The 22,732-nt window shown below is 47.7% G+C and carries 18 protein-coding genes; 8 read left to right on the top strand and 10 right to left on the bottom strand.

The window, feature by feature from the left end; translation table 11 throughout:
• Window positions 1-30: 30 nt before the first annotated feature.
• Complete coding sequence (locus EH243_RS12195; RefSeq protein WP_241235071.1) at window positions 31-1,581, top strand: BCCT family transporter; 1,551 nt, start codon at window positions 31-33, stop codon at window positions 1,579-1,581.
• Between the two features lie 87 nt (window positions 1,582-1,668).
• On the top strand, window positions 1,669-2,664 hold the full coding sequence (locus tag EH243_RS12200; protein WP_126158949.1) for a GlxA family transcriptional regulator: 996 nt from the start codon (window positions 1,669-1,671) through the stop codon (window positions 2,662-2,664).
• 64 nt (window positions 2,665-2,728) lie between these two features.
• Here EH243_RS12200 and EH243_RS12205 read toward each other — a convergent pair whose 3' ends face one another.
• The 5 genes from EH243_RS12205 to rpmH form a co-directional block, all read right to left on the bottom strand.
• Window positions 2,729-3,907, bottom strand: a complete 1,179-nt coding sequence (locus EH243_RS12205; RefSeq protein ID WP_126158950.1) for a TauD/TfdA family dioxygenase — start codon at window positions 3,905-3,907, stop codon at window positions 2,729-2,731.
• A gap of 470 nt (window positions 3,908-4,377) precedes the next feature.
• Window positions 4,378-5,745 carry a tRNA uridine-5-carboxymethylaminomethyl(34) synthesis GTPase MnmE gene (gene mnmE / locus EH243_RS12210; protein WP_126158951.1) on the bottom strand — a complete coding sequence of 456 codons (1,368 nt, stop codon included), beginning with the start codon at window positions 5,743-5,745 and terminating at the stop codon, window positions 4,378-4,380.
• A gap of 255 nt (window positions 5,746-6,000) precedes the next feature.
• Entirely contained in the window at window positions 6,001-7,671 is a 1,671-nt protein-coding gene (gene yidC, locus EH243_RS12215; protein WP_126158952.1) for a membrane protein insertase YidC, read from the bottom strand.
• Between the two features lie 18 nt (window positions 7,672-7,689).
• Window positions 7,690-8,076 carry a ribonuclease P protein component gene (gene rnpA, locus EH243_RS12220; protein WP_126158953.1) on the bottom strand — a complete coding sequence of 129 codons (387 nt, stop codon included), beginning with the start codon at window positions 8,074-8,076 and terminating at the stop codon, window positions 7,690-7,692.
• A gap of 23 nt (window positions 8,077-8,099) precedes the next feature.
• Window positions 8,100-8,234, bottom strand: coding sequence for a 50S ribosomal protein L34 (gene rpmH, locus EH243_RS12225; protein ID WP_126158954.1), 135 nt, complete (start codon window positions 8,232-8,234; stop codon window positions 8,100-8,102).
• A gap of 532 nt (window positions 8,235-8,766) precedes the next feature.
• Between rpmH and dnaA the strand changes: the two genes are divergently transcribed.
• From dnaA to gyrB, 4 genes are read left to right on the top strand one after another with little or no spacing between them, the layout of a single operon-like run.
• Entirely contained in the window at window positions 8,767-10,308 is a 1,542-nt protein-coding gene (gene dnaA / locus EH243_RS12230) for a chromosomal replication initiator protein DnaA (protein ID WP_126158955.1), read from the top strand.
• Window positions 10,309-10,336: 28 nt separating this feature from the next.
• The gene (dnaN, locus tag EH243_RS12235; protein ID WP_126158956.1) at window positions 10,337-11,440 is read left to right on the top strand and encodes a DNA polymerase III subunit beta; all 1,104 of its coding nucleotides are present in this window, start codon (window positions 10,337-10,339) and stop codon (window positions 11,438-11,440) included.
• 42 nt (window positions 11,441-11,482) lie between these two features.
• Window positions 11,483-12,571: a DNA replication/repair protein RecF gene (gene recF / locus EH243_RS12240; RefSeq protein ID WP_126158957.1), complete on the top strand. Its 1,089-nt coding sequence runs from the start codon at window positions 11,483-11,485 to the stop codon at window positions 12,569-12,571.
• 18 nt (window positions 12,572-12,589) lie between these two features.
• A complete protein-coding gene (gene gyrB / locus EH243_RS12245) occupies window positions 12,590-15,016 on the top strand; it encodes a DNA topoisomerase (ATP-hydrolyzing) subunit B (RefSeq protein WP_126158958.1) in 2,427 nt (808 codons plus the stop codon).
• A 391-nt stretch (window positions 15,017-15,407) separates the two neighbouring features.
• On the opposite strand, the gene EH243_RS12250 is transcribed toward gyrB, so the two are convergent.
• Both EH243_RS12250 and EH243_RS12255 read right to left on the bottom strand, forming a co-directional pair.
• Entirely contained in the window at window positions 15,408-16,322 is a 915-nt protein-coding gene (locus tag EH243_RS12250; protein WP_126158959.1) for an LLM class flavin-dependent oxidoreductase, read from the bottom strand.
• 49 nt (window positions 16,323-16,371) lie between these two features.
• A complete protein-coding gene (locus EH243_RS12255; RefSeq protein WP_126158960.1) occupies window positions 16,372-17,547 on the bottom strand; it encodes an MFS transporter in 1,176 nt (391 codons plus the stop codon).
• Between the two features lie 206 nt (window positions 17,548-17,753).
• Here EH243_RS12255 and EH243_RS12260 point away from each other — a divergent pair, with 206 nt between their 5' ends.
• Window positions 17,754-18,635: a LysR family transcriptional regulator gene (locus EH243_RS12260; RefSeq protein WP_126158961.1), complete on the top strand. Its 882-nt coding sequence runs from the start codon at window positions 17,754-17,756 to the stop codon at window positions 18,633-18,635.
• A 353-nt stretch (window positions 18,636-18,988) separates the two neighbouring features.
• Here the strand turns inward: EH243_RS12260 and EH243_RS12265 are convergent, their stop codons facing one another.
• Window positions 18,989-19,909 carry a LysR family transcriptional regulator gene (locus tag EH243_RS12265; protein WP_241235072.1) on the bottom strand — a complete coding sequence of 307 codons (921 nt, stop codon included), beginning with the start codon at window positions 19,907-19,909 and terminating at the stop codon, window positions 18,989-18,991.
• Between the two features lie 144 nt (window positions 19,910-20,053).
• On the opposite strand from EH243_RS12265, the gene EH243_RS12270 reads away from it, so the two are divergent.
• Window positions 20,054-20,959 (top strand): EamA family transporter, encoded by a 906-nt coding sequence (locus EH243_RS12270; RefSeq protein ID WP_126158962.1) that lies wholly within the window; start codon window positions 20,054-20,056, stop codon window positions 20,957-20,959.
• A gap of 66 nt (window positions 20,960-21,025) precedes the next feature.
• Here the strand turns inward: EH243_RS12270 and EH243_RS12275 are convergent, their stop codons facing one another.
• Both EH243_RS12275 and EH243_RS12280 read right to left on the bottom strand, forming a co-directional pair.
• A complete protein-coding gene (locus EH243_RS12275) occupies window positions 21,026-21,658 on the bottom strand; it encodes a hypothetical protein (protein WP_126158963.1) in 633 nt (210 codons plus the stop codon).
• Window position 21,659: 1 nt separating this feature from the next.
• A complete protein-coding gene (locus tag EH243_RS12280; protein ID WP_241235073.1) occupies window positions 21,660-22,391 on the bottom strand; it encodes an MBL fold metallo-hydrolase in 732 nt (243 codons plus the stop codon).
• Window positions 22,392-22,732 lie beyond the last annotated feature (341 nt).

Raw genomic sequence — 22,732 nt, forward strand, 5'->3', positions numbered from 1 at the left:
CATGGCCTTTTTAAAGGTATGCATAAAGGTATGACAATTTCGTCTACCCTGTTAGTCCTGCTCTTTGTGCTATTTACGGGAACGAATACGGAATTAGCAGGGTCACTTTTTGGCACGATTCGAACATGGATTGAAGTGACCTTTGGTTGGTATTACATGGTGACTATCGTTTTCTTAATTGTCATGTGTGCGTTTGTTGTTTTTAGTCGTTTCGGTAGTGTTCGCTTAGGAGACGATGACAGTCGTCCAGATTTTAGTAATTTTGCTTGGTTTTCAATGTTGTTTTCAGCGGGTATAGGTATCGGTATTTTGTTTTTTGGTGTCGCTGAACCTATTTTTTACTTCGATAACAGTGGTGCTTTTGGTTACCCAAATAATCCTTATGCGGATCTGGCCGGTGCTGGGACAATGGGTTATGACCGTGCCGTCGACGCATTACGAGTGACGTTCTTTCACTGGGGGTTCCATGGTTGGGCCGTCTATGTGGTTGTTGGAATGTCATTAGCCTACTTTGCCTATCGTAAAAAACTACCACTCGCATTACGTTCTTCTTTATATCCCTTTATTGGCGATCGAATCTATGGGCCCATAGGCCATGCGGTGGATATATTCGGCGTCTTAGGCTGTGTCTTTGGTGTCGCGACATCTTTGGGCTTAGGCGTGAGTCAAATGTCGGTTGGATTAGAGCGACTGATAGGCGTTGATTCTGGATTGACCACACAGTTAGTTTTAATCGTTATCATTTCTATTATATCGATCTTGTCCGCTTTATCCGGTGTGGGTAAAGGCATTCGCATTATTTCCCAATGGAACATTATTATCTCCCTTGTGGTGGTCGCATTCTTTTTGTTCGGAGGGCCAACGAGCTGGTTAGTCGGCATCTTTATGGATTCATTGGGCGATTATTTAGTTAACTTTGTACCTATGGGGCTTTGGTTTCCTGAAGATGAAGGCCCTGCGAAGTGGCAAAATGGCTGGACCGTCTTCTATTGGGGCTGGTGGCTAGCTTGGGCTCCTTTTGTCGGTTTGTTTATTGCGCGTATTTCACGTGGCCGTACCATGAGAGAGTTTGTGATCGGTGTGTTGCTCGTGCCGACCGTGATTATCTTTGTCTGGTTAGGTATCTTTGGTGGCACCGCACTCTATCAAGAACTGGCTGCCGATAGCGGTGTTGGTACTGCGGGTATTATTGATCTGGTGAATGCGTGGAACTTGCCTGCGGCTCTATTTGCCAGCTCCGATGGTATTTTCGGTGATGGAACGGTCGGTTGGCTTGTCTCAGCGATGATGGTCTTCTTGTTAATGAGTTGGTTCGTGACCTCGTCAGATTCCGGTACCTTGGTCTTAACGACGATTCTGTCTTTAGGTAATGAAGAGCCACCTAAAGCCTTCCGTATTTTTTGGGGTGTTGTGATTGGCTTTGTGGCTGCTGCCTTGCTGGTGGCGGGAGGGCTAAGTGCCCTGCAAACGGCGAATATAGCAGCGGCTTTACCGTTAAGCTTTATTATTATCATCATGACGTTAGGCGTTTTAAAGTCCTTACTGACTGAGCCCAAAACCCCGGTGGAATCGAAAACTTGATAGGATCATTGAATCGAGCTTGATCGGTTTTAACCAATACGACACGTTATTTTAGCGTGTCGTATTTTTTTGATGTGAGATAAAGCTATGGGTAGTGATTCTCCAATCGCATTATCGACACTAGTGGCCGATGATGATGGTGCTTTTACGCTATCGTTTTTACTCTTGCCAGAGTATGCCATGGTGTCCTTGTTATCGGCGATTGAGCCGTTACGTATTGCTAACCGCTTACTCGAAAAAGAGGTTTTTCGTTGGCAATGCTTAAGTGATGGTGATGAGTTGGTGACGGCCAGTAATGGTATGGCGTTGCAACCGAGCTATCATTTTCAGCAGGTTAGCGCCCCCCGCAATCTGTTTGTTAATGCCAGTTTTAACCCTGAACGCCATATCAATGAGAGTACGATTCAATGGCTCAGAACGCTACGGCATCAAGGTGGTATTATTGGCGCTTTAGATACTGGCTGTTATTTATTAGCCAAGGCCAGGCTATTAGATCATCGTAAAGTGACTCTCCATTGGGAGGCGTTACCCTCGTTTCAGGAAAGGTATCCTCAACTTGAGGTCACCCATGAGCTATTTGAGATCGATGGCAACTACATGACCTGTGCGGGAGGTACGGCGGCCAGCGATATGGTGCTCTATCTTATTGCTGAATACGGCGGCTCTGATTTAGCTAAATTAGTCTGCGATCAACTGATTAAAAATGGCATGCGCAACCGCTCGGATAACCAAAAGATGGATTGGATGAAGAGAATGAATATTCATCATCCAAAAGTTCTTAAGGCATTAACATTAATGTCTGAAAATATTGAAACCCCGCTGACGACAAAAGAGATCTCGATTCTTCTGTGTATCTCTATCCGGCAGTTAGAGCGCTTGTTTATGCAATATTTTAAGTGCACCCCTGCCGCTTACTATTTGGGTTTACGTGTCGAGCATGGCAAACAGTTATTGTCGGACAGTAGTTTAAGCGTTACAGACATTGCGTTGGCCACAGGTTTTAGTTCAACCGCTCATTTTAGTCGTCGTTACAAAGAGCGTTACGGCATGACTGCGTCTGAATATCGTGCGTTGAATAAATAACCTTCAGGGTTGAACCCTTCTGCATTGTTAGCAACCCTGAAGATCGATAAATAGTAAGTGATCACTACACTCTTTCAAGCACACGAATACGCGAGAGCAGTTCATCACGATCAACATAACAACCTTGCAAATGTCGGTACCCTTTTTCTAAATTAAAGGCGTTGCGCGCGTGCAATACACGACGATTATCAAACACAATGAGGTCACCCGCATTCAGTCGGTAAAAGAATTGAAACTGAGGGTCCCGAGTTAATGCGATGAAGCGTCGGTAAGCTTGATAGAGAGGAACAGTTTGATGGGCTGGCACATCGATAGGGCCTCGCAAAAAGTTGGCTAAGCGGACCTCGACGACTTCATGGTTACTATCTGTCACGATGGCCGTGCCTCGAAAGCGATAGTCACTGTGTTTGTCCTTATTGTAAAACGACATCGGGAAGGTGCTAAGGCTGTGAAAGTCATCCGGGTAATGTTCTTTCATGTGCTGAGCAATTTTGAAGCCATCAACCAGAATAGACTCCCCTCCTGCAGCATCATTCACTAAGCAATGCAGAAACTGTAAGCCGGGTTGAAGTTCCCGAGTGGGCAAGTCGGTGTGCAGAGGCAGCCGTAAATCCGTATAGGCAGCACTGTTGGCGTCGGCCTTGGCTTGCACATTAAAAATAGTGCCAAAATTCGTTTCACGAATAAATGAAATGCGATTAGCCACATCAACTAAAGAGTTGGGTTCGGTTGAAACATGTTCGACGAGTGTAAGGCCGTAATCTCTTAGCTCTTTTAACCAGTTAAGCAGGGATGGGTCATCTTGTAGGATATCGTTGGCTTGATGCTTAGGCAGTTCTGCCTGAATACGCGCCTTGTCCCATATCTTTGGCTGCCACTGTTTGGCGTCTAGACTTGCTTGACTATAGCAATGGCTGCGTAACCAACCGGGGTGGAAGTGGCTGATATGTGCTTGATGATCCCAAGTAATCACTAATCGATGTTCGTCAGAGATATAGGCTTCAGCCGGTTTTATATCCAATGGCACGTCACAGATCTCAAACATTTGCTCTCTGGTTAGTTGAGCAATGCATTCTGAACAGTGGCAGTTATCACGTAACCATAAATAGTGAAATTCGCTCTTATGATCATCATCCCATGTAATCGTTAGTGATGCGTCATTGAGGCTCACGTCGATAGGGAGTTGTTTAATGTGATAGGGCGTAAAGGATGCTATTTCTAAAGAGTTATCAAGTGATTGCATTAGACTATCCTAATAAAATTCGACGTTTTTGTTATGTGATCGTGGAATTATCTTATACTGAGATAAAGCAATGTCTGTGATACGCAATCGACTTGTTGTTGTATATAAACGTCGTTTTGATCAATCTTTTTATAAATGCTTAAAATAGCTAAAGCATAAAAATAAATGAGGCTCTTTTTATTATTTCTAGCCGATATCAGAAAATATTGATTAGCGTATGGCTATCAACGGCCCTCTTTTTTCATATTCAATAGACGCATTTTGTGCAAAGCGGTCGTAAATAATAACGGCATTGGGTGGGCGAATTGGATTTTTAATCAGAAGATCGTTGAAGGCGTTCAAACTAGCGCGAAAGCAGATATAAAGCCGTATATCGATACGTTTTTTCTGCTGCTGTGATTCATTATTGAGCGGTAAATTGTGCAACCCCAAGGCTTGTTATCGATCGTTAAAACAAGCCTTGGTAGAGTTTACTTACCGATACAGAACGAACTGAAAATTCTACCTAAAAGATCATCAGAGCTAAATTCACCGGTAATCTCACTCAGGTGATGCTGAGCCTCGCGTAGATCTTCTGCTAATAACTCCCCTGCACCGCCATAGATAAGCTGCTCTTGTCCGGTTAATAGCAGGCTTTCGGCACGGTTGAGCGCATCAATATGACGGCGTCGAGCAAGGAAGCCGCCCTCGGTGGTGCTCGCATACCCCATACAATCCTTAAGATGCTGGCGTAGATTGTTCACGCCGATATCGGCCTTGGCAGACAGGGAAATCAGTGTATGACCATGATGTTCACCGATTACCGGTTCTTCTGAGGTGAGGTCACACTTATTGCGGATAACGGTGATTTTGCTTTGATCGTCTAAGCGACTGACGAACTCTGGCCAGATCTGTTGTGGATCATCGGTGGCCGTGGTGCTGCCATCCACCATCAATAGTACGCGGTCGGCTTTTTGAATCTCATCCCAGGCACGACTAATACCGATTCGCTCTACTTCATCGGGAGAATCCCGCAGACCCGCGGTATCGATGATATGCAGTGGCATGCCGTCGATATGGATATGTTCTCGTAAGACATCCCGGGTGGTGCCGGCAATATCCGTTACGATGGCCGATTCTTTGCCCGCTAAGGCGTTTAAGAGGCTGGATTTACCCGCATTAGGACGGCCAGCAATGACCACATTCATCCCTTCACGGATAAGACTGCCCTGTCGAGCTTCCTGTTTGACTTCCAATAGCTTATCGATGATCTGCTGTAGATCCCCCGCGACTTTGCCATCGGCGAGAAAGTCGATCTCCTCTTCGGGGAAATCGATGGCCGCCTCCACATAGATACGCAATCGCGTCAGGCTTTCCACGAGTTGGTGTATACGCTCTGAGAAGGCGCCCTGAAGGGATTTAAGGGCACAACGGGCGGCTTGCTCTGAACTTGAATCAATCAGATCTGCAATCGCTTCGGCTTGGGTTAGATCTAGTTTGTCATTGAGGAAGGCGCGTTCCGAAAACTCGCCGGGATTGGCCAATCGGGCACCACATTCAACGACACGACGGAGAATGAAATCCATAATAATGGGGCCACCATGGCCCTGAAGTTCGAGTACATCTTCGCCGGTAAAGGAGTTAGGGCCTGGAAAGTAGAGCGCCAGCCCCTGATCTAATTGATGCTGATCGGCATCGTAAAAAGGGCCATAGTGGGCATAGCGAGGCTTGGGTATGAAGCCAACGACCTGTTCGGCAATGGTGGCTGCGAGCTTGCCGGACACGCGAACAATACCAACGCCGCCGCGTCCGGGAGGGGTTGCCTGAGCGGCGATGGTGTCCTGGTTAATCAGCGTCATTGGTACCTCGGGAGTGATTAGGTGGCTAGCAAAAAAGATGATTTTAGCATAACCGTTGTCAGTGGTTCGAATATCAAGGGTCGACTCTAAGCTCGTTAGTCGGTTATTTAGTTTTTGGCGATAGAGCAGAGATGAAATCTCTTAGCCGGGAATGACTTTAACTGGTCGAGTGAGTCGCGAGCTTGGGTTTAATCGCTAGATGAAGCCAATAAAAAAGGCCTCCGAGGAGACCTTTTTATCAAACTGAGGCTAGGCTTACTTACTAGGGCCTTCACCTTCAATTTGCTTATTGATTATATACTGCTGTGTGATCGACAGAATGTTGTTAACCAACCAGTACAGAACCAGACCTGCTGGGAACCATAGGAAGAAGAAGGTGAAGACAATCGGCAGCATCTTCATAATCTTGGCCTGCATAGGATCTGGAGGTGTTGGGTTCAGCAGTTGCTGAATAAACATGGTCGCACCCATCAAGATAGGCAGCAGGAAGTAAGGGTCCATGACGGAAAGGTCATTAATCCACAAGGCGAAAGGTGCATGACGCAGCTCAACCGATTCCATCAGGGTCCAGTACAGGGCGATAAACACCGGCATCTGCGCCACGATAGGAAGACAGCCGCCCAGCGGATTGATCTTCTCTTTCTTGTAGAGTTCCATCATTGCCTGAGACATCTTCTGGCGGTCATCACCGTGAAGCTCTTTCAGGCGGGTCATCTCTGGCCCAAACTTACGCATCTTCGCCATCGATTTAAAGGCTTTAGCGTTCACTTGGAACAACAGGGCTTTAACAATGATGGTGATGAAGATGATCGACACGCCCCAGTTACCGACAAAACCATGGATGGTTTTGAGCAACCAAGCCAGTGGTGTGGCGATAAACCAAAGAATACCGTAATCAACCGTCAGTTCTAAGTTAGGCGCAGCCTGTTCGAGTAAGTCGGTGTCTTTCGGACCGGCATAGAAGTTGGCGTTAACCGTTTTCGTTTCGCCAGGAGCAACCGTAAACTCAGGGGAGACAAAACCAGCGATATAGTTACCGTTACTCACCCGGCTGCTATAGCTATATTCTGCACCAGGGGCTGGAATCCAAGCACTCAAGAAATAGTGCTGTGACATCGCCACCCAGCCATCTTGGCTGACTTTCTTGATGTTTGCTTCCTGCATATCATCGAAAGTTACTTTTTCGTAGTGTTCATCTTCTGTGGAGAACACCGCGCCGAGGAAGGCTTGCATACCCATACTGGTTGTCTGTGATGGATCTTTTGAACCATCGCGTTTGATCTGACCAAAGAGTTTTGCCTGCCAAGTGTCAGCGGAGCCATTGTTAACCAGGAAGTCCTGTTCAATGGTGTAGTTGCCGGCAGTGAAACGGAAACGTTTGGTAATCACAACCCCATCATCACCGTTATGAACCAAGTCAACGACCAGTTCATCGCCTTCCAGCTGATAGCTGTTTTTAGCGGAGGTGTATTGTGGACGACCATTGGGGCTGGCATCGAGACCATCTTTACCAATCAGGCCACTTTGGGAGACATAGGTACGGTTGCCATTCTGCTCCAGCAAGACAAAAGGTTGATCATTATCTAGCGCTGCTTTGTGCTTCGGCAGGGTCAGTTCAATGATGTCGCCACCTTTGGTATCGATTAGCAGTTCAAGCACATCGGTCTTAATTGAAACCAGTTGCTGCTGTGCTGCTGCAGCCGCTTTTGCGGCGGGCAGATCAGTATTGGCAGCGGTTGCACCGTCTGTTGTCGGCAGGTCACTACCTGCTGTTGCTACCGGATCTACTGTAGATTGGTAAGCTGAAACCGATTCTGCTTGAGCCACAGGGACGGTTTTAACACCGTAATCTTGGTTCCATTGAAGCACCAGCATATAGGAAATTATTGCCAGTGCTGCGATCAATATAATGCGCTGTACATCCATGGTTTCTGGACCATTCAGTTATGAGTTTGATTTTGTTTTATCGGATTTTGCCTTGGCCCGGCCAATCAGTCTGTTCCAGCTTTTTAAAATAAGCGCTTGAACTTCGCTGTTATCGAGATCACCTAAACCGGGTCTGGCTAGAATAACGATATCAACGTTGGGTAACTTATGCTGATTAAGACGGAAAGACTCGCGAATAATACGCCGAACGCGGTTACGATGAACAGCTAAACGGATATTTTTTTTAGAGAAGACAAAGCCAACGCGGGAATGCTCTAGCTCGTTTGGACGTGCAAGGATCAACAGATGCTTATCTGATACCTTGAGGCTGGCTCGGCTGAATACCTGTTTAAAATCCCCACCAGTCAAAAGTCTCAACTGGCGGGGATAGCTGAATTCATTCATTCAGAGAGCCTGACAGGCAAAAATTATGCTGACAGACGCTTACGGCCTTTAGCGCGACGACGGTTAATAATAACGCGGCCGCTCTTAGTTGCCATACGGGCACGGAAACCGTGAGTGCGTTTACGCTTAAGATTACTTGGTTGAAATGTTCTTTTCATTGGTCAGTCCTACTAACATACAGTGTGGTGGTATCAGTAAGGTTGGCTGAATCCCACGGTCAAAAACAGACGCGAAATTATAGGGAAAACATATTGGCATTGCAAACCTTTACTGGCAATAAAGTTAAAAAAGGTGGTCTTAATCGCTGCCGAGGTTAAATTGTCGTTACCTATATATAAGTAGAAATAGCGGGTTGTTGGTGGATTATGAATTTATTCAGATATACACAATAAATTGTGCTTAACTTAATAAAATCATTTAAAAATATAAAGATAGCCTGTTGATAGGTCTGGATATTAACTGTATTTAAAGTATGGATAGTTTTTAAACGATCGCTCTGTTTCCCGCATAATATCTGGATTTGGGGCTAACTGATTGAAAAACAGACGGAAAAAGAATTAGCAACAGATTGATTCTAACTGTGGATAAGCGGGCTGTTACAAGGTATTATCTGCTGATATTTTTTACGTATTCGATCTTATTCTCGATCACTCCAATAGAGTGAAACCAGAGGATGTTTAAGGATTAGCTATGTCGGCTGAGTTGTGGGAACAGTGTCTTCAAAATCTTCAAGATGAGTTCCCCTCACAACAATACAATACCTGGATCCGGCCTCTGAAGGTGTCTTCGGAGTCTGACGCAGGTTTGGTATTGCTGGCGCCTAATCGTTTTGTAAAAGACTGGGTGAGCGATAAGTACCTTAAGCGGATCAGCGAAGTCGTTAATGCGGTCAGTGGTGATATTGCCGCCTCGGTAAGCATTGATATCGCTGGACGAGCCAGTGGCTTTTCACAACGCCCGGTTCGCCCTGCGCCACCACCGGCCCCAGCTCGTCGTGCGGATACTCGTTATGAGGATAACCAGTCTTTTTCCTCTGCACCGCGCAATCGTACGGCTGCACCGGTTAATCCTCCGGTCGAAGAGAACCCTCCCTATCAGCTGGCGATTGATGACAGTAGCTTTCAGCCGATCAATCACCGCGAAATTATTACGCCGACCACCATGTCCGGCTCGCCTTCGCGCAATGTGGATGTTGAAGGCAGTGTGCGTCACCAATCCAACCTAAACCAGTCATTTACCTTTAACTCCTTTGTTCAAGGTAAGTCTAACCAGTTGGCATTGGCAGCGGCGCAGCAGGTAGCGGACAATCCAGGTGGTTCATATAACCCACTGTTTATCTACGGTGGTGTTGGTCTAGGTAAAACCCACTTGATGCATGCGGTGGGCATGGAGATGTTGCAGCGTAATCCGAAAGCCAAGATTGTTTATCTGCACTCAGAACGGTTTGTGGCGGATATGGTGAAGGCGCTACAACTCAACGCGATCAATGACTTTAAACGTTATTACCGCTCGGTCGATGCGCTGTTGATCGATGATATTCAGTTTTTTGCCGGTAAAGAGCGTTCGCAAGAAGAGTTCTTCCACACCTTCAACGCCCTATTAGAGGGTGGTCAGCAGATGATTCTGACCAGTGACCGTTATCCGAAAGAGATTAATGGTGTTGAAGAGCGGCTTAAGTCTCGGTTTGGTTGGGGCCTTACGGTCGCGATTGAGCCGCCTGAGCTGGAAACCCGTGTCGCCATCTTGATGAAAAAAGCGGAAGAAGCGCAGGTACGTCTACCGGATGATTCCGCGTTCTTCTTAGCACAAAAGATTCGCTCCAACGTGCGGGAGCTTGAAGGGGCGCTGAAGCGAGTGATTGCGAATGCTCACTTCACCGGAAATGCAATAACCACGCCTTTTATTAAAGAATCACTGAAAGACCTGCTGGCATTGCAGGATAAACAGGTTAGTATTGATAATATTCAGCGGGTTGTCGCCGATTATTATAAGATCAAAGTATCGGATCTACTTTCGAAACGACGCAGTCGTTCTGTGGCTCGGCCAAGGCAGGTTGCTATGACACTGTCTAAAGAGCTGACCAATCACAGTTTACCTGAGATTGGCGACGCTTTTGGCGGACGGGATCACACCACGGTTCTGCATGGTTGTCGTAAAGTAGCTTCGCTGCGTGAGACCGATACGGATATAAGAGAGGATTATCAGAACTTATTGCGTCATCTGACGGCGTAGTGGTCTGATCAATTAAGGGTAGCAAAAGATGAAATTTGTTATTTCGCGAGAAGCGCTAATTAAGCCGTTGCAGTTGGTTGCAGGGGTTGTGGAACGTCGTCAGACACTGCCAGTGCTTTCCAATATCCTGCTGGTCGCTGAAGGTGATCAGTTGTCGATGACCGGCACCGATCTGGAAGTTGAACTGGTGGGTCGGGTGCAGTTGGATGAACCGGCTGAAGCGGGTTCAATCACAGTACCTGCCCGTAAGCTGATGGATATCTGTAAATCCCTGCCAGATTCCGCTCAGATTGAGCTGACACTGACAGGCCAGAAAATGGTCATTAAAGCCGGCCGCAGCCGTTTTACTCTCTCTACCCTACCGGCGGCTGAGTTTCCTAATGTTGAGGATAGTCCTGAATCATTTGAGCTCAATGTGCTGCAAAGCCAGCTGCGCCATCTGATTGATCAGACCGGCTTTTCGATGGCCCAACAGGATGTGCGTTACTACCTTAACGGCATGCTGCTGGAGATCACTGAGAACAGTCTGCGGGCGGTCTCTACCGATGGCCACCGTTTGGCCACCAGTGTTGCTGAAGTCGACACTAAAGGGCCGGCTAATCATCAGTTTATTGTGCCGCGTAAAGGTATTCTTGAGCTGGCGCGTCTGCTGCAAAGCGGCGATGAGCAAGTGAAACTCGTAGTCGGTGCGAACCATATCCGTGCCCATGCGGGTGATTTTACCTTCACCTCTAAATTGGTTGACGGTAAGTTCCCCGATTATCAGCGAGTTATTCCCCAGGGTGGCGATAAGTTCATGCTGGGCACTCGTCAGGAATTGCGTCAGGTGTTTAGCCGCATCGCTATCCTGTCGAACGAGAAATATCGCGGTGTGCGTTTGTCCCTTACCAACGGTTATCTGCAGGTGATGGCGAACAACCCCGAGCAGGAAGAAGCGGAAGAAACGGTTGCCGTTGATTATGAAGGCGATACCTTGGAAATTGGCTTTAACGTCAACTACCTGTTGGATGTGTTATCCATCGTTAGTTCTGAAGTGGTACGTTTCACCCTTGCTGACTCCAACAGCAGTGCATTGATTGAGGGGTTGGATGATGCCAACTCACTCTACGTCGTTATGCCGATGCGGATGTAATCCTGTCAGGGGCCCTAGGCCCCTTCTTCTACCCTCCTCTATATGCCAATAACCCAGCTGAATATTCGCGCCGTTCGCAACCTTAGCGAGCTGAGCCTGTCTCCCTCACCCGGAATCAATATCATCCACGGCCCCAATGGCAGTGGCAAAAGCAGTGTGCTTGAAGCGATCCATATGCTCGGGCTCTGCCGATCATTTCGTACCAATAAACTCAACCATCTGATACAAACCGGAGCATCCCAGTGCACGGTGTTTGCCCAGGTGGATGCGATGGGCACTGGCGCGAGTCAGCCATTGGGTGTTGAACGTAATCTCGAAAGCGATTGCCGTATCCGTTATGCGGGCAACAACATCGATATCACTACGCTGGCAGAGCTGTTACCGGTGCAGGTAATCAACGCCGAAACCTTCATGATTTTGGAAGGCAGTCCAGCGGTCAGGCGGCAGTTTTTGGACTGGGGTTCGTTCCATTCAAATCCAGAATTTATAAGGCTTTGGCGTGGTTTTCGACGGGTATTAAAACAGCGAAATTCTTTGCTGAAATATGGTAAAATTGAGCAACGAATTCGGGCGGTCTGGGACCAAGAATTTATTAGCTATGCTGAGCAGTTAAATACACTTCGTGAACTGTATATTGAAGCATTAAAACCCGAATTTGATGTAATCCTTGCTGATCTGCTTGAAGGCGTCAGCATCGATCTGAGTTTTAGTCCCGGATGGGATAAAAAACGCGGCCTTGATCAGGTATTGAATGATAATTTTGAACGCGATCTGCGTCAGGGTTATACCAGTGCCGGACCACAAAGGGCTGACCTGCGCCTCAAAGTTGATGGCCACACCGCTGCAGAACGTCTCTCACGGGGACAGAAGAAAATAGTGGTGAGCAGCCTCAAGTTGGCGCAGGGCGTTTTATTTTACAAGTTGAACAGTCGCGCCTGCATCTATCTGATTGATGACCTTCCGTCAGAGCTAGATCAGCAGCACAGCAGGCTGTTCTGTCATTATTTAGAGAAAACGGCGAGCCAGTGCTTTATCACCAGTGTGGATAAAGAGGCGCTCACCGGTTACTGGTCCGACCAGGCCGAGTTACGTTTTTTCAATATACAAGAGGGTGCGTTTAGCACTCAGTAATACAGCCAGGAGATCTGAATGAGCGGCGAAAATCAGGAATACGATTCCTCCAGTATTAAAGTCCTAAAAGGGCTGGATGCGGTTCGTAAGCGCCCGGGAATGTATATAGGCGACACCGACGATGGTACTGGTCTGCATCATATGGTTTTCGAGATTGTGGATAACTCAATCGATGAAGCCCTGGCTGGTTATTGCAGCGAAGTTCGGGTCGTTATTCATCCGGATAACAGCGTCACAGTGTCGGATAACGGTCGGGGTATTCCCACCGAACTGCATGAGGAAGAAGGCGTTTCTGCGGCGGAAGTCATCATGACCGTGCTGCATGCCGGTGGTAAGTTTGATGATAACTCCTATAAAGTCTCCGGTGGTTTGCACGGTGTCGGTGTCTCGGTGGTTAACGCCCTGTCTGCCGAACTGAAACTAACGATTCGTCGTCGAGGCCAAGTGTTTGAGCAAACCTACCGCCACGGCGTGCCGGATGAGCCATTGAAAGTGATTGGTAAAACCGAAACCTCCGGTACCTCGGTACGTTTTTGGCCTTCTGAAGAGACCTTCCATAATCAACTGGAATATAAATTCGATATTCTGGCAAAGCGTCTGCGGGAGCTCTCCTTCCTGAACTCTGGCGTTGCCATTCGTCTGAAAGATGAGCGTACCGGCGATGAAGAGCTGTTTGCCTATGAAGGCGGCCTGAGTTCCTTTGTTGATTACCTCAACACGAACAAAACCCCAGCGAACAAGATGTTCCACGTTAACGTCATGCATGAAAACGGCGTGGGTGTGGAAGTGGCGATGCAGTGGAATGATAGCTATCAGGAAAGCATTCACGCCTTTACCAACAACATCCCTCAGCGGGATGGGGGTACTCACTTGGCCGGTTTCCGAACCGCCCTCACCCGTGCGCTGAACAACTATATTGATGCCGAGAAGCTCAATAAGAACGGTAAGGCATCCACCACCGGTGATGACTGCCGTGAAGGCCTGACGGCGATTGTGTCCGTGAAAGTCCCTGATCCTAAGTTCTCGTCGCAAACCAAAGATAAACTGGTGTCATCCGAGGTGAAAACCGCGGTTGAGCAAGCGATGTATGAACAGTTAAACGACTACCTGCAAGAAAACCCGCAGGATGCTAAAGCGGTCGTCTCGAAGATGATCGATGCGGCCCGTGCCCGTGAAGCGGCGCGTAAAGCCCGTGAAATGACTCGCCGTAAAGGCGCGTTGGATATTGCTGGTCTGCCCGGTAAATTGGCGGATTGTCAGGAGAAAGACCCCGCGCTTTCCGAAATATACTTGGTGGAGGGTGATTCTGCTGGCGGTTCTGCCAAGCAAGGCCGTAACCGTAAATCTCAAGCGATTCTACCGCTTAAAGGTAAGATCCTTAACGTTGAGAAAGCCCGTTTCGACAAGATGCTAGCTTCTGCTGAAGTCGGCACCCTGATCACGGCGCTAGGCACCGGTATTGGCCGTGAAGAGTTCAATCCGGACAAACTGCGTTATCACTCGATCATTATCATGACCGATGCCGACGTGGATGGATCACACATCCGTACCCTGCTTCTCACCTTCTTCTTCCGGCAGATGCCAGAGATCATCGAACGTGGCCATGTCTTTATTGCCCAGCCACCGCTCTACAAGATCAAGAAAGGTAAGCAAGAGCAATACCTGAAAGACGATGATGCACTGGATAACTACCTGCTGCAGGGCGCGCTCGAAGGGGCTTCCGTGCATGTGAATGCCGATGCACCACCGATTGCGGGTACTGGCCTTGAAGAGATTGTTAACCGCTACCGTGCCGTGGATAAAATGCTGGCTCGGTTGTCGCGTCTCTATCCAGAGCAGATTCTGCGTCAGATGATCTATACGCCACGCCTAACCGTGGAACAGCTGCAAGATGAACAAACAGTCGCTGAGTGGATCGATAAGGTGTGTGATGGCCTAGGAGACACCCTGGATGGTGGTGATGTATTTACCTCATCGGCGGCGGAAAACGAAGAACGTCACGGCACCTACCTGCCGAGCGTTAACGTGATTCAGCATGGTGTGAGCCATAACTACACCTTCGACCAATCATTCTTTGAATCGAAAGACTACGCTGCGCTAACCAACCTCGGTGATACTCTCGATGGTTTGTTGGAAGAGACCGCTTACTTTAAGCGCGGAGAGCGTACCCTGCCCACCACTGAGTTCACCACCGGTCTTAACTGGCTGATGGAGCAATCCAAACGGGGTTATTACATTCAGCGATACAAAGGACTGGGTGAGATGAATCCAGAACAGCTATGGGAAACCACAATGGACCCAGAGCAGCGTCGGATGTTACAGGTAACGATTGATGATGCGATCGCCGCCGATCTACTCTTCACAACCCTGATGGGCGATGAAGTTGAGCCGCGTCGTGCATTTATCGAAACCAACGCGCTGAACGTCTCTAACTTGGATATCTGATGGGGTTTCTGTCATTTCTCATTTGAAATGAAATGTTTTCTCAGAATAGAGAAATGGCGTCTCATTTAGAATGAAATGGAAAAACTAAAAAGCAGCCGAATGGCTGCTTTTCTATTTCGATCTAGTATTACCAAGAAATGCCAGCTTTGTGCCAAAAGCGGACGAATAATAGGCTCGATTTTATGAACGTTTAGGTACAATGTTTGTGAATGATGGAGCAGTCAGCACCGTCTTTTTCCTGTTTGACTGCTTGGAGTACTAATTCAGTTTAGCAACTCCTAACTACGAGGCCTGTCGAGCAGGGATAAATACTTATTCGTAGGCTCCCTCTGCGAAAAGTTACCATGCCTAAGGGGGGATGTGTTTCGAATGGGTCATCATAAGGTTTCCTCTATTGATGAAAAATGGGTAGTACGTTATTGGCTATGTCAGTCATACTGTATTCTATGGGCCTATCGTTTTTCCTGAAATGAAGTCCGATGTGGTCAACGCCTGCGGCCTTCATACTTTCAAGTTCTTTTATGAGACCGTTGACACCGGTTTTTATCCCGAAACGTTGTCGTTCTATAGGGGCATTAACATCAGAAACTAAATCTAAATGAATGAAACTAACATAAGGCTTTGAGCCAGCGACCTTTCGCCATAAAGCGACACGATTTGTGTGATCTTCCGGTGTTCCCGGGTAGGCTAACCAACCATCCAGGTTCCCACCTATCCACTCAGGTGACTGTTGTGCGAGTCCTGCAACGTAAATAGGGAACTTAGGAACCTCAGGATAAATTTTTTGACCCAACATTAATTTCGAATTCGAATGGTCTTTTAGTATTTCAACAGCATCTCTGAATAGCTGCCCCCTAGACGCATAATTCACGCCAAACAATGGATACTCTGATGGTCTATCCCCGCTAGCTACGCCCAGTATCAGGCGATTGTGGCTTAATTCTGCTGTCGTATTAGCAGATTTTTTTACTAACCAAGGTTGTCTCAGTGGTAAAACGATTGCAGCAGTACCCAGTAAGATTTTATTAGTGACACCTGCTAAATAGCCAAGATAAGTGAAGGCTTCAAAAACTTGGGCGGCATCTCCAAAATCAGGGTCATACAATGGAACATCACGGACCCATGCGGTACTGAAGCCTAATCTATCAGCCAGCTGAATCCGTTCCTTGTGCAAAGACAGATCAGGCACACCGAATGGCCTACCGGCTTTTACACCTTTACTTTGTCCTTCTTGAGACCAGTCGTTATCTAAAGGCAGCTCAACGCCAATTGAGAAGCCTAAATTCTGTAATTTGTCGAAAGTCATATACACTCCTCTATTCTCTATGGGGGGCTTTCCCCCCAGGCATTGGGTTTTAGGCTGTCTTAGTTTGTTCTCGTGAATCCAGAAAACCAGATACGTTTGTTAGAATGATTGCAACAACAACGATTAAGGCGCCAATCCAGGGTGTATCGACTAGCTCCATATCTTCAACCACCCTACCGCCAATAATTGAACCGATAGCAATGCCCACATTGAATGCGGCGATATTTAATCCAGAAGCAACATCGACTGCATTAGGTGCATATTTTTCAGCTAGTTGCACAACGTATACCTGTAGCCCCGGAACATTGCCGAATGCAAAAGCGCCCCATATAAGCACGGTAATGACGGCAGCAATTTGATTTCCAGCGGTGACGGTGAAGGCTAAAAGTACCAAAGCAAGTGCGGTGAAAATGATGTTAAGCGCTTTCACCGGCCCCAGTTTATCCGCCAATTTACCGCCCCAGATGTTACCTACAGCAACAGATACACCGTAGACAAGCATGATCAATCCTATTGAACTGGATTCAAAACCCGACACTTGTTCTAGAATAGGAGCAAGGTAAGTGAAAGCGACAAATGTACCGCCATAACCCACAGCCGTCATTGCATACACTAATAACAACCTAGGTTGAGTCAGTACTTTTAACTGCTCAGAAAGCTTTGCCGGTGCCGGTTGTTTTAAGTTTGAAGGGACGAGAATTGCGCTGCCAATCATAGCGACCAGGCCAAGTACAGCAACAATTAGAAACGTGGTTTGCCAACCAAACGCTTGACCAATGTAAGTACCCAGCGGCACACCGGTTACTAACGCCACGGTCAAACCAGTAAACATAATCGCAATGGCACTGGCCGCTTTCTCTTTGGAAACCAGGCCTGTCGCGATGGTAGACCCAATAGAGAAAAACACACCATGCGCCAAACCGGTCAAAATACGGGCAAAAATCAAGGTGTTGTATCCAGGTGATTGCCACGCTAATAAGTTACCGGCGACAAAGAGCGCCATCACCGTAATTAGTACGTGTTTACGATTCCATTTCCCGGTCAGTGCGGTTAAAACGGGTGCACCAATGGCAACGCCAAGGGCGTAAAGACTCACTAACAGCCCTGCTGATGGTATAGAGACGTTTAAATCGGAGGCCATGGTTGGAATTAATCCAACAATAACAAATTCTGTGGTTCCAATAGCAAAGGCGCTGAGCGCCAATGCAAGAAGAGCTAAGGGCATACTATTACTCACTATGGTTGTTTGGTTTCACATCACGATAGGAGGATGCCATCCGTCATATCGTATTTTGTTTTGATGGCGGCATTATGCAGACATATTTACTTGTGAAAAATAGAGGTATTAACAAATAATATTTGTTATAAATGCAATAATATATCTGAGGTCGAGAACCGAACTCTTGAATACCGTAGTATTAGGATAATGACATGCTGACGCGATCTGATGATTTAGAAATATTGCTGACCGTGATTGATAGCGGTGGCTTTTCTGCTGCCGCAGAGGCATTAGATATTCAAGTGGCTCGTGTATCGAGGGCGGTGAGCAAGGTAGAGAAGCAGCTCGGTGTCACTATACTCAATCGCACCACAAGGCGGATAGAGTTAAGCGATGAAGGGCGTCAGTTTATTGAATCGGTTCGCATCGGGTTAATCCAGATTCAACAGGCTGAAGAGGAGATTATTTCTCGGGGAGCGCTGCCGAAAGGTCGATTGCGTGTGGATGCCGCCAGCCCGTTTGTTTTTCATCAGTTAGTCCCACTGGTGCAAGCATTTAACCACGAGTATCCCAATATCGAATTGGAACTCACGTCCAATGAAGGGTTTGTTGATTTACTCGAAAAGAAAACCGACTTAGCGATTCGGATTGGACAATTGAGTGATTCGACCCTTAATGCAAGGCCTTTGGGGGTAAGCTTGTTATACATTGTGGCTGCTCCCGAGTATTTATCGAGACGAGGTTTTCCAAAGAAAACAAGTGACCTTGTCAATCATGACACCATTGGATTCTCTGGTGCCAAGGCGCTTAACGATTGGCCGCTGAGAAGCTTTGGAGCATTAAAGCCAGTGCTGATATCCAGCAACGGTGAAACAGTGAGGCAACTGGCCTTAGCGGGTAATGGTATCGCTTGTTTATCGGGCTTCATGATCAATAAAGATATTGAAGAAGGCCGTTTAATCCCTCTGCTTGAGAGCGAAAAGCTGACCAATACAGGTAGGGAACAGATCAACGCGGTATTCTATAAATCATCGTCGGTGGCCAAGCGTATTTCTGCCTTTATTGATTTTATCCAACCCAGATTATTGCTGTAATACTGTATGCCTCATCGTTTACTGACGATTGTGTTTTTAACAAATATTTTTTGTTCCGCTTGCTAATATGTATTCATTATTGGGGGGGGTAGTTATGACGAATATACTTTTGTTATTTTCAGAGAAACCACTACCGAGCACAACTTTTATGTAGGTGATGGATTCCTTGAACCATTTGATCCTGCTGCCCACCTTGAAAAAGAGCACATTAGTGCTCAATAAAATTTTTATATTTGACGTACTGCACACCGCGCTATGATCTGAGTAATCCAATATTAATTGGATTACTCAAGTTTGCCTCTGATGTACTCTTCGCATTTTTAATACGCAAACAACCTATTCAAAATTAAAGGCTACTGGCCTCCATTCTCGTCTGCCTGAGTGCTTTGAAACCACTCGGCGAGTCGGCGTGAGACCACTCTTGCCGCGGCTGTGGCGGGTTCTGCTTCACGCACGAGGGCCGACCAATCAAGATCTAGTTTGGCTTCGCTGACACTGATCGCGGTGATGCTGCCATGTTGGATGGCGGATTGAACGGCCCAGCGGGATAGGATGCCAACACCAAAACCGGCGGCGATCAGTTCGATCATCGCGTCGGTGACTTCTACCACGGTAAGAAGATGAGGTATTACGCCAGAGGGGCGGATAAAGCGTTCATACTCAAAGCCCGGTTGTGCTGTTTTGCTGTAGGTTAGGTAGTGCTCACCTTCTAAATCGCTGGCTTCAATAAAGGGCTTGCTCGCTAAGCTATGTTGGCAAGGCGTGATCAATACCAATTCATCTTTAAACACGGGAATGGAATCGATACCCGGAATCGCCAAGTGTCCTGGGGCTAAGACGACATCGACGGCGCCTTCCTGCAGGTTTTGCAGCGGATTCTGTGTTGCAGAGGCCACCAGTTCCAACTGAATATCCGGCTCTTGTTTGGCCATTGTCTGTAAAAAAGCGGGTAACCAGTGGTAGCAACTATAGGCGGCCACACCAAAGCGCACCACCGTGGTTTCACTAATCACCATCTGTTGAAAATCAAACTCGGCCCGCTGTAACACCGGCACAATCTGATTGGCTGTCTGGGTCATGGCGCGCCCAGCGGCGGTCTGTCGAAGTCGGCGCCCCTCCCTTTCAAAGAGTAAACCGCCTAAACGTCTTTCGGCCTCGGCTAGTCGGTGACTGAGGGCTGATTGTGTGATGCCCAGCACGTAGGCGGCTTGCCGTAAGGTGCCGGTTTTATCGATGGCATTGAGCATCTCCCAATGTTTAATATCTAGCCGCATGAGCTCATCCTCAGCGCTGGTTGTTGAGGCGCCATTCATATGATTTATAGATGCACAGTATTAATCAGTACGGTAATTTATTCACTATTTATTTAATCAGTGTCGCGCTATGGTTCCGTTCTAACTGAATGGAATGAGAGTGACGTGAACAGTAAATCTACGATAGATGGTCAGTACCTCGTGTTAATGGCCGCCTGTTTTTATGGGCTTAACCCCTTCTTTGCACAACTGCTATTCAAAGATGGCTTAGGTGCTGAGATGGTCAGCCTGTATCGTTTTATTCTACCGGCGATGTTTTTCATGTTTTTTCTGCGAACCCCGCGGGTGAATCTGGCCGAAGCGGCTCGGTGTTTGGCGTTGGGGGTGTTCAGTGGAATCTCTATTTTTGGCTATTTTCATGCGTTGGAGACCATTCCTGCCGCGACCGCGATTTTGATCTATTACAGCTATCCAGTCTTTAGTGTGCTGATCGGTTGGTTGGTGTTTCACCGTGCGCCGTCGCAAAATGCATTGGTCTCGGCGGCACTGGTGGGCATTGCGGCCTCATTAACCATCCGACCTGAAGCGTTACCTGCGGGTTCCCTGTGGGCGGTTGCTGGCTGTTTCTTGGCGCCGTTAGCGGTTGCGACACAGGTGCAGTATCTGACTAAGCCGCGGCAAAAGATTCCCACGGGTAATCGTATGGCTTGGATCACCATCGGTCATGTCTTGGTGTTACTGCCTATCGCGATCTGGGTTGCGCCTGTACAACTGATGCCGGCTTCGACAAACGGTATGTTGGCGGTGTTAGGTATTGCCCTGCTGGCGGCAGCGATTCCGCAGGTGCTGTTTATGATGGGCGCTCCCCGCTCCTGCGCCGATAAAAATGCCTTAACCGGTTCAGTCGAATTGGTGGTTGCCTTGCTTACCGGCGCTATTTTATTGGGCGATCACCTAGATCGATTAGAGCTAACGGCGATGGTGTTGATTGTCTTGGCTTTATTTATCAAGCAGGTCAAAGGTCAACCGGTTACTGAGCCTGTGCTCGGCAACCGGCAGCAAGGGTCTTAAGTTAAGGGCTTAAGTTGCCGGTTTTAAGTTGGCGCGATTGGCGTCATGCTCCCCCGCTTGTTGCCATTACTTATGCAGAGGCTGAATATTCAATAGCGAGACAAACATCGAGATAACGATGGTGCCAAATAGAAAACAGAAGCCGCTATGAAATAAGGAGATAAACCAGGTTAATAGGTTGGCCGGTTCGAAGGCGCTCGACAGGGTGAACTGTACGTTCATCGCCTGTATGAGTGCCCACAGGGGTAACATTCGTTCGGTATAAGCTGGAATGTTATCAAAGGTGCCGATCAGCGCGTAGGCGCCAGCAAAGAGAAACATGGCGGTTAAAAAGTTAACCAAGCCCAGCACAATGACCCGTCCTGAAGCCGCAACCATGGTGCCCTCGGTTATTTTACAGGTGCCAAATAGCAGTACCCCAAGCTCTTTATTGATAATACCCAACGCTCGGAGTAGCAGGAAAATCGCCGCCCATTGAGGTAGCACCGGCGTCAGCACGAACAGTGCAATCGCGCCAAACAGCCAGTAAACGATATATTTTTCTGAGACGATTAAGCGTCGGCCACGCCATAATTTCTGTTCCTCGCTACCCTCTTCAAATTTAAACTCGCGCAGCTTTAGATAGCGGTCCGCCCAATAATAGGGAGACAGCATAAAGATAGCCTGAATCATCTGCTTCACACTGTCGGCGAAATTCATCTTAATGATCCTCAGCAAGGTGGATATATTGTCCAGGACGGAGCAACCGACTATCGTCGGGAATGTTTTGTTCATCCAGATCATGGCCAATAATATAAGCCTGGTCATTAAGGTAAGGCGCCACCTCATCGAGCCCTGCATGCCAACGACTCCCCGCTGGACGGGCATCATAGATAGCGACACGGCAATCAGCGAGAGCTTCATATAGCGGTGCAAAACAGCCGCTGTCGGCGGTGTAGCCAATCAGTGGAATACCCTCGCGACTGATGACAAAGCCAAAGCAGAGCTCGGAGTGTTGCGCGGCATGGAAGGTGATATCGAGATCATCGACCAGTGGGGTCGTTGTCTCGGGGGCTGGCGCTATCCAGTTTGCCAGCTCTTCCGGTTGAAACAACTCGGCGTGTTCAGCCATTCGGTACCGCTTTAATCGCTCAGCGACCGGTGCGGCGGCAACGATATTAAGCTGTCGCTGTTGTGCGCTTTCAACCCGTAAGACCACCGGTAGTTCCCCTGCATGATCGGTATGGTTATGGGTGATGACGAGGGTGTCGGGTAAGGTATAACCGTAATCTTTTAATCGACAGGTGACTCCCAGACCCAGATCAATCAGACAGATGGGGTGGTCATCTTTCAAAATTAGAAAGCTACTACTGCAGCGCCCGTGATAAATATGACCGGCACCACCGGCAACCCCTAAAATGCGAAGGCCGATATCTGTATGGGTTGTTTTCAATAGGAGGTCCGCCATTCTCTGGTTTGATCGTGCTGATAGTGCTGCCTGCTATCAAGGGAGTGATCTGCAGCTAGGGTCGATCATCATTGGTGATCTGATTAATTATCGCCATCAACACTCTGATTGCAACAACGATCATGGATTGGCTGACTTGCAGTTGGTAGGCTTCGGCCTGTTTTTATCGCTTATCAATGCTCGACGCTTGTAAGGGCTATGGCAAGAACTTAGGCAAGGGTGTAAGCGTATCAACGATGGTTTTCGCGGTTAATATGGCGCTAAGATGACCGCTGCCAGTTTCGGTTGCACTTCCGGCTTATCAACAAAGTGGTAGGTGTATCACT

The organism is Amphritea opalescens, assembly GCF_003957515.1.
Lineage (GTDB): Bacteria > Pseudomonadota > Gammaproteobacteria > Pseudomonadales > Balneatricaceae > Amphritea > Amphritea opalescens.

Excerpts from the sequence above, each read along its gene's own strand:
- gyrB (WP_126158958.1), top strand. The coding sequence starts at position 12,590 with ATGAGCGGCGAAAATCAGGAATACGATTCCTCCAGTATTAAAGTCCTA.
- EH243_RS12275 (WP_126158963.1), bottom strand. The coding sequence starts at position 21,658 with ATGAATTTCGCCGACAGTGTGAAGCAGATGATTCAGGCTATCTTTATG.
- rpmH (WP_126158954.1), bottom strand. The coding sequence starts at position 8,234 with ATGAAAAGAACATTTCAACCAAGTAATCTTAAGCGTAAACGCACTCAC.
- yidC (WP_126158952.1), bottom strand. The coding sequence starts at position 7,671 with ATGGATGTACAGCGCATTATATTGATCGCAGCACTGGCAATAATTTCC.
- EH243_RS12200 (WP_126158949.1), top strand. The coding sequence starts at position 1,669 with ATGGGTAGTGATTCTCCAATCGCATTATCGACACTAGTGGCCGATGAT.
- EH243_RS12250 (WP_126158959.1), bottom strand. The coding sequence starts at position 16,322 with ATGACTTTCGACAAATTACAGAATTTAGGCTTCTCAATTGGCGTTGAG.
- EH243_RS12265 (WP_241235072.1), bottom strand. The coding sequence starts at position 19,909 with ATGCGGCTAGATATTAAACATTGGGAGATGCTCAATGCCATCGATAAA.
- rnpA (WP_126158953.1), bottom strand. The coding sequence starts at position 8,076 with ATGAATGAATTCAGCTATCCCCGCCAGTTGAGACTTTTGACTGGTGGG.
- EH243_RS12255 (WP_126158960.1), bottom strand. The coding sequence starts at position 17,547 with ATGCCCTTAGCTCTTCTTGCATTGGCGCTCAGCGCCTTTGCTATTGGA.
- dnaN (WP_126158956.1), top strand. The coding sequence starts at position 10,337 with ATGAAATTTGTTATTTCGCGAGAAGCGCTAATTAAGCCGTTGCAGTTG.
- recF (WP_126158957.1), top strand. The coding sequence starts at position 11,483 with ATGCCAATAACCCAGCTGAATATTCGCGCCGTTCGCAACCTTAGCGAG.
- EH243_RS12260 (WP_126158961.1), top strand. The coding sequence starts at position 17,754 with ATGCTGACGCGATCTGATGATTTAGAAATATTGCTGACCGTGATTGAT.
- mnmE (WP_126158951.1), bottom strand. The coding sequence starts at position 5,745 with ATGACGCTGATTAACCAGGACACCATCGCCGCTCAGGCAACCCCTCCC.
- dnaA (WP_126158955.1), top strand. The coding sequence starts at position 8,767 with ATGTCGGCTGAGTTGTGGGAACAGTGTCTTCAAAATCTTCAAGATGAG.
- EH243_RS12205 (WP_126158950.1), bottom strand. The coding sequence starts at position 3,907 with ATGCAATCACTTGATAACTCTTTAGAAATAGCATCCTTTACGCCCTAT.
- EH243_RS12195 (WP_241235071.1), top strand. The coding sequence starts at position 31 with ATGACAATTTCGTCTACCCTGTTAGTCCTGCTCTTTGTGCTATTTACG.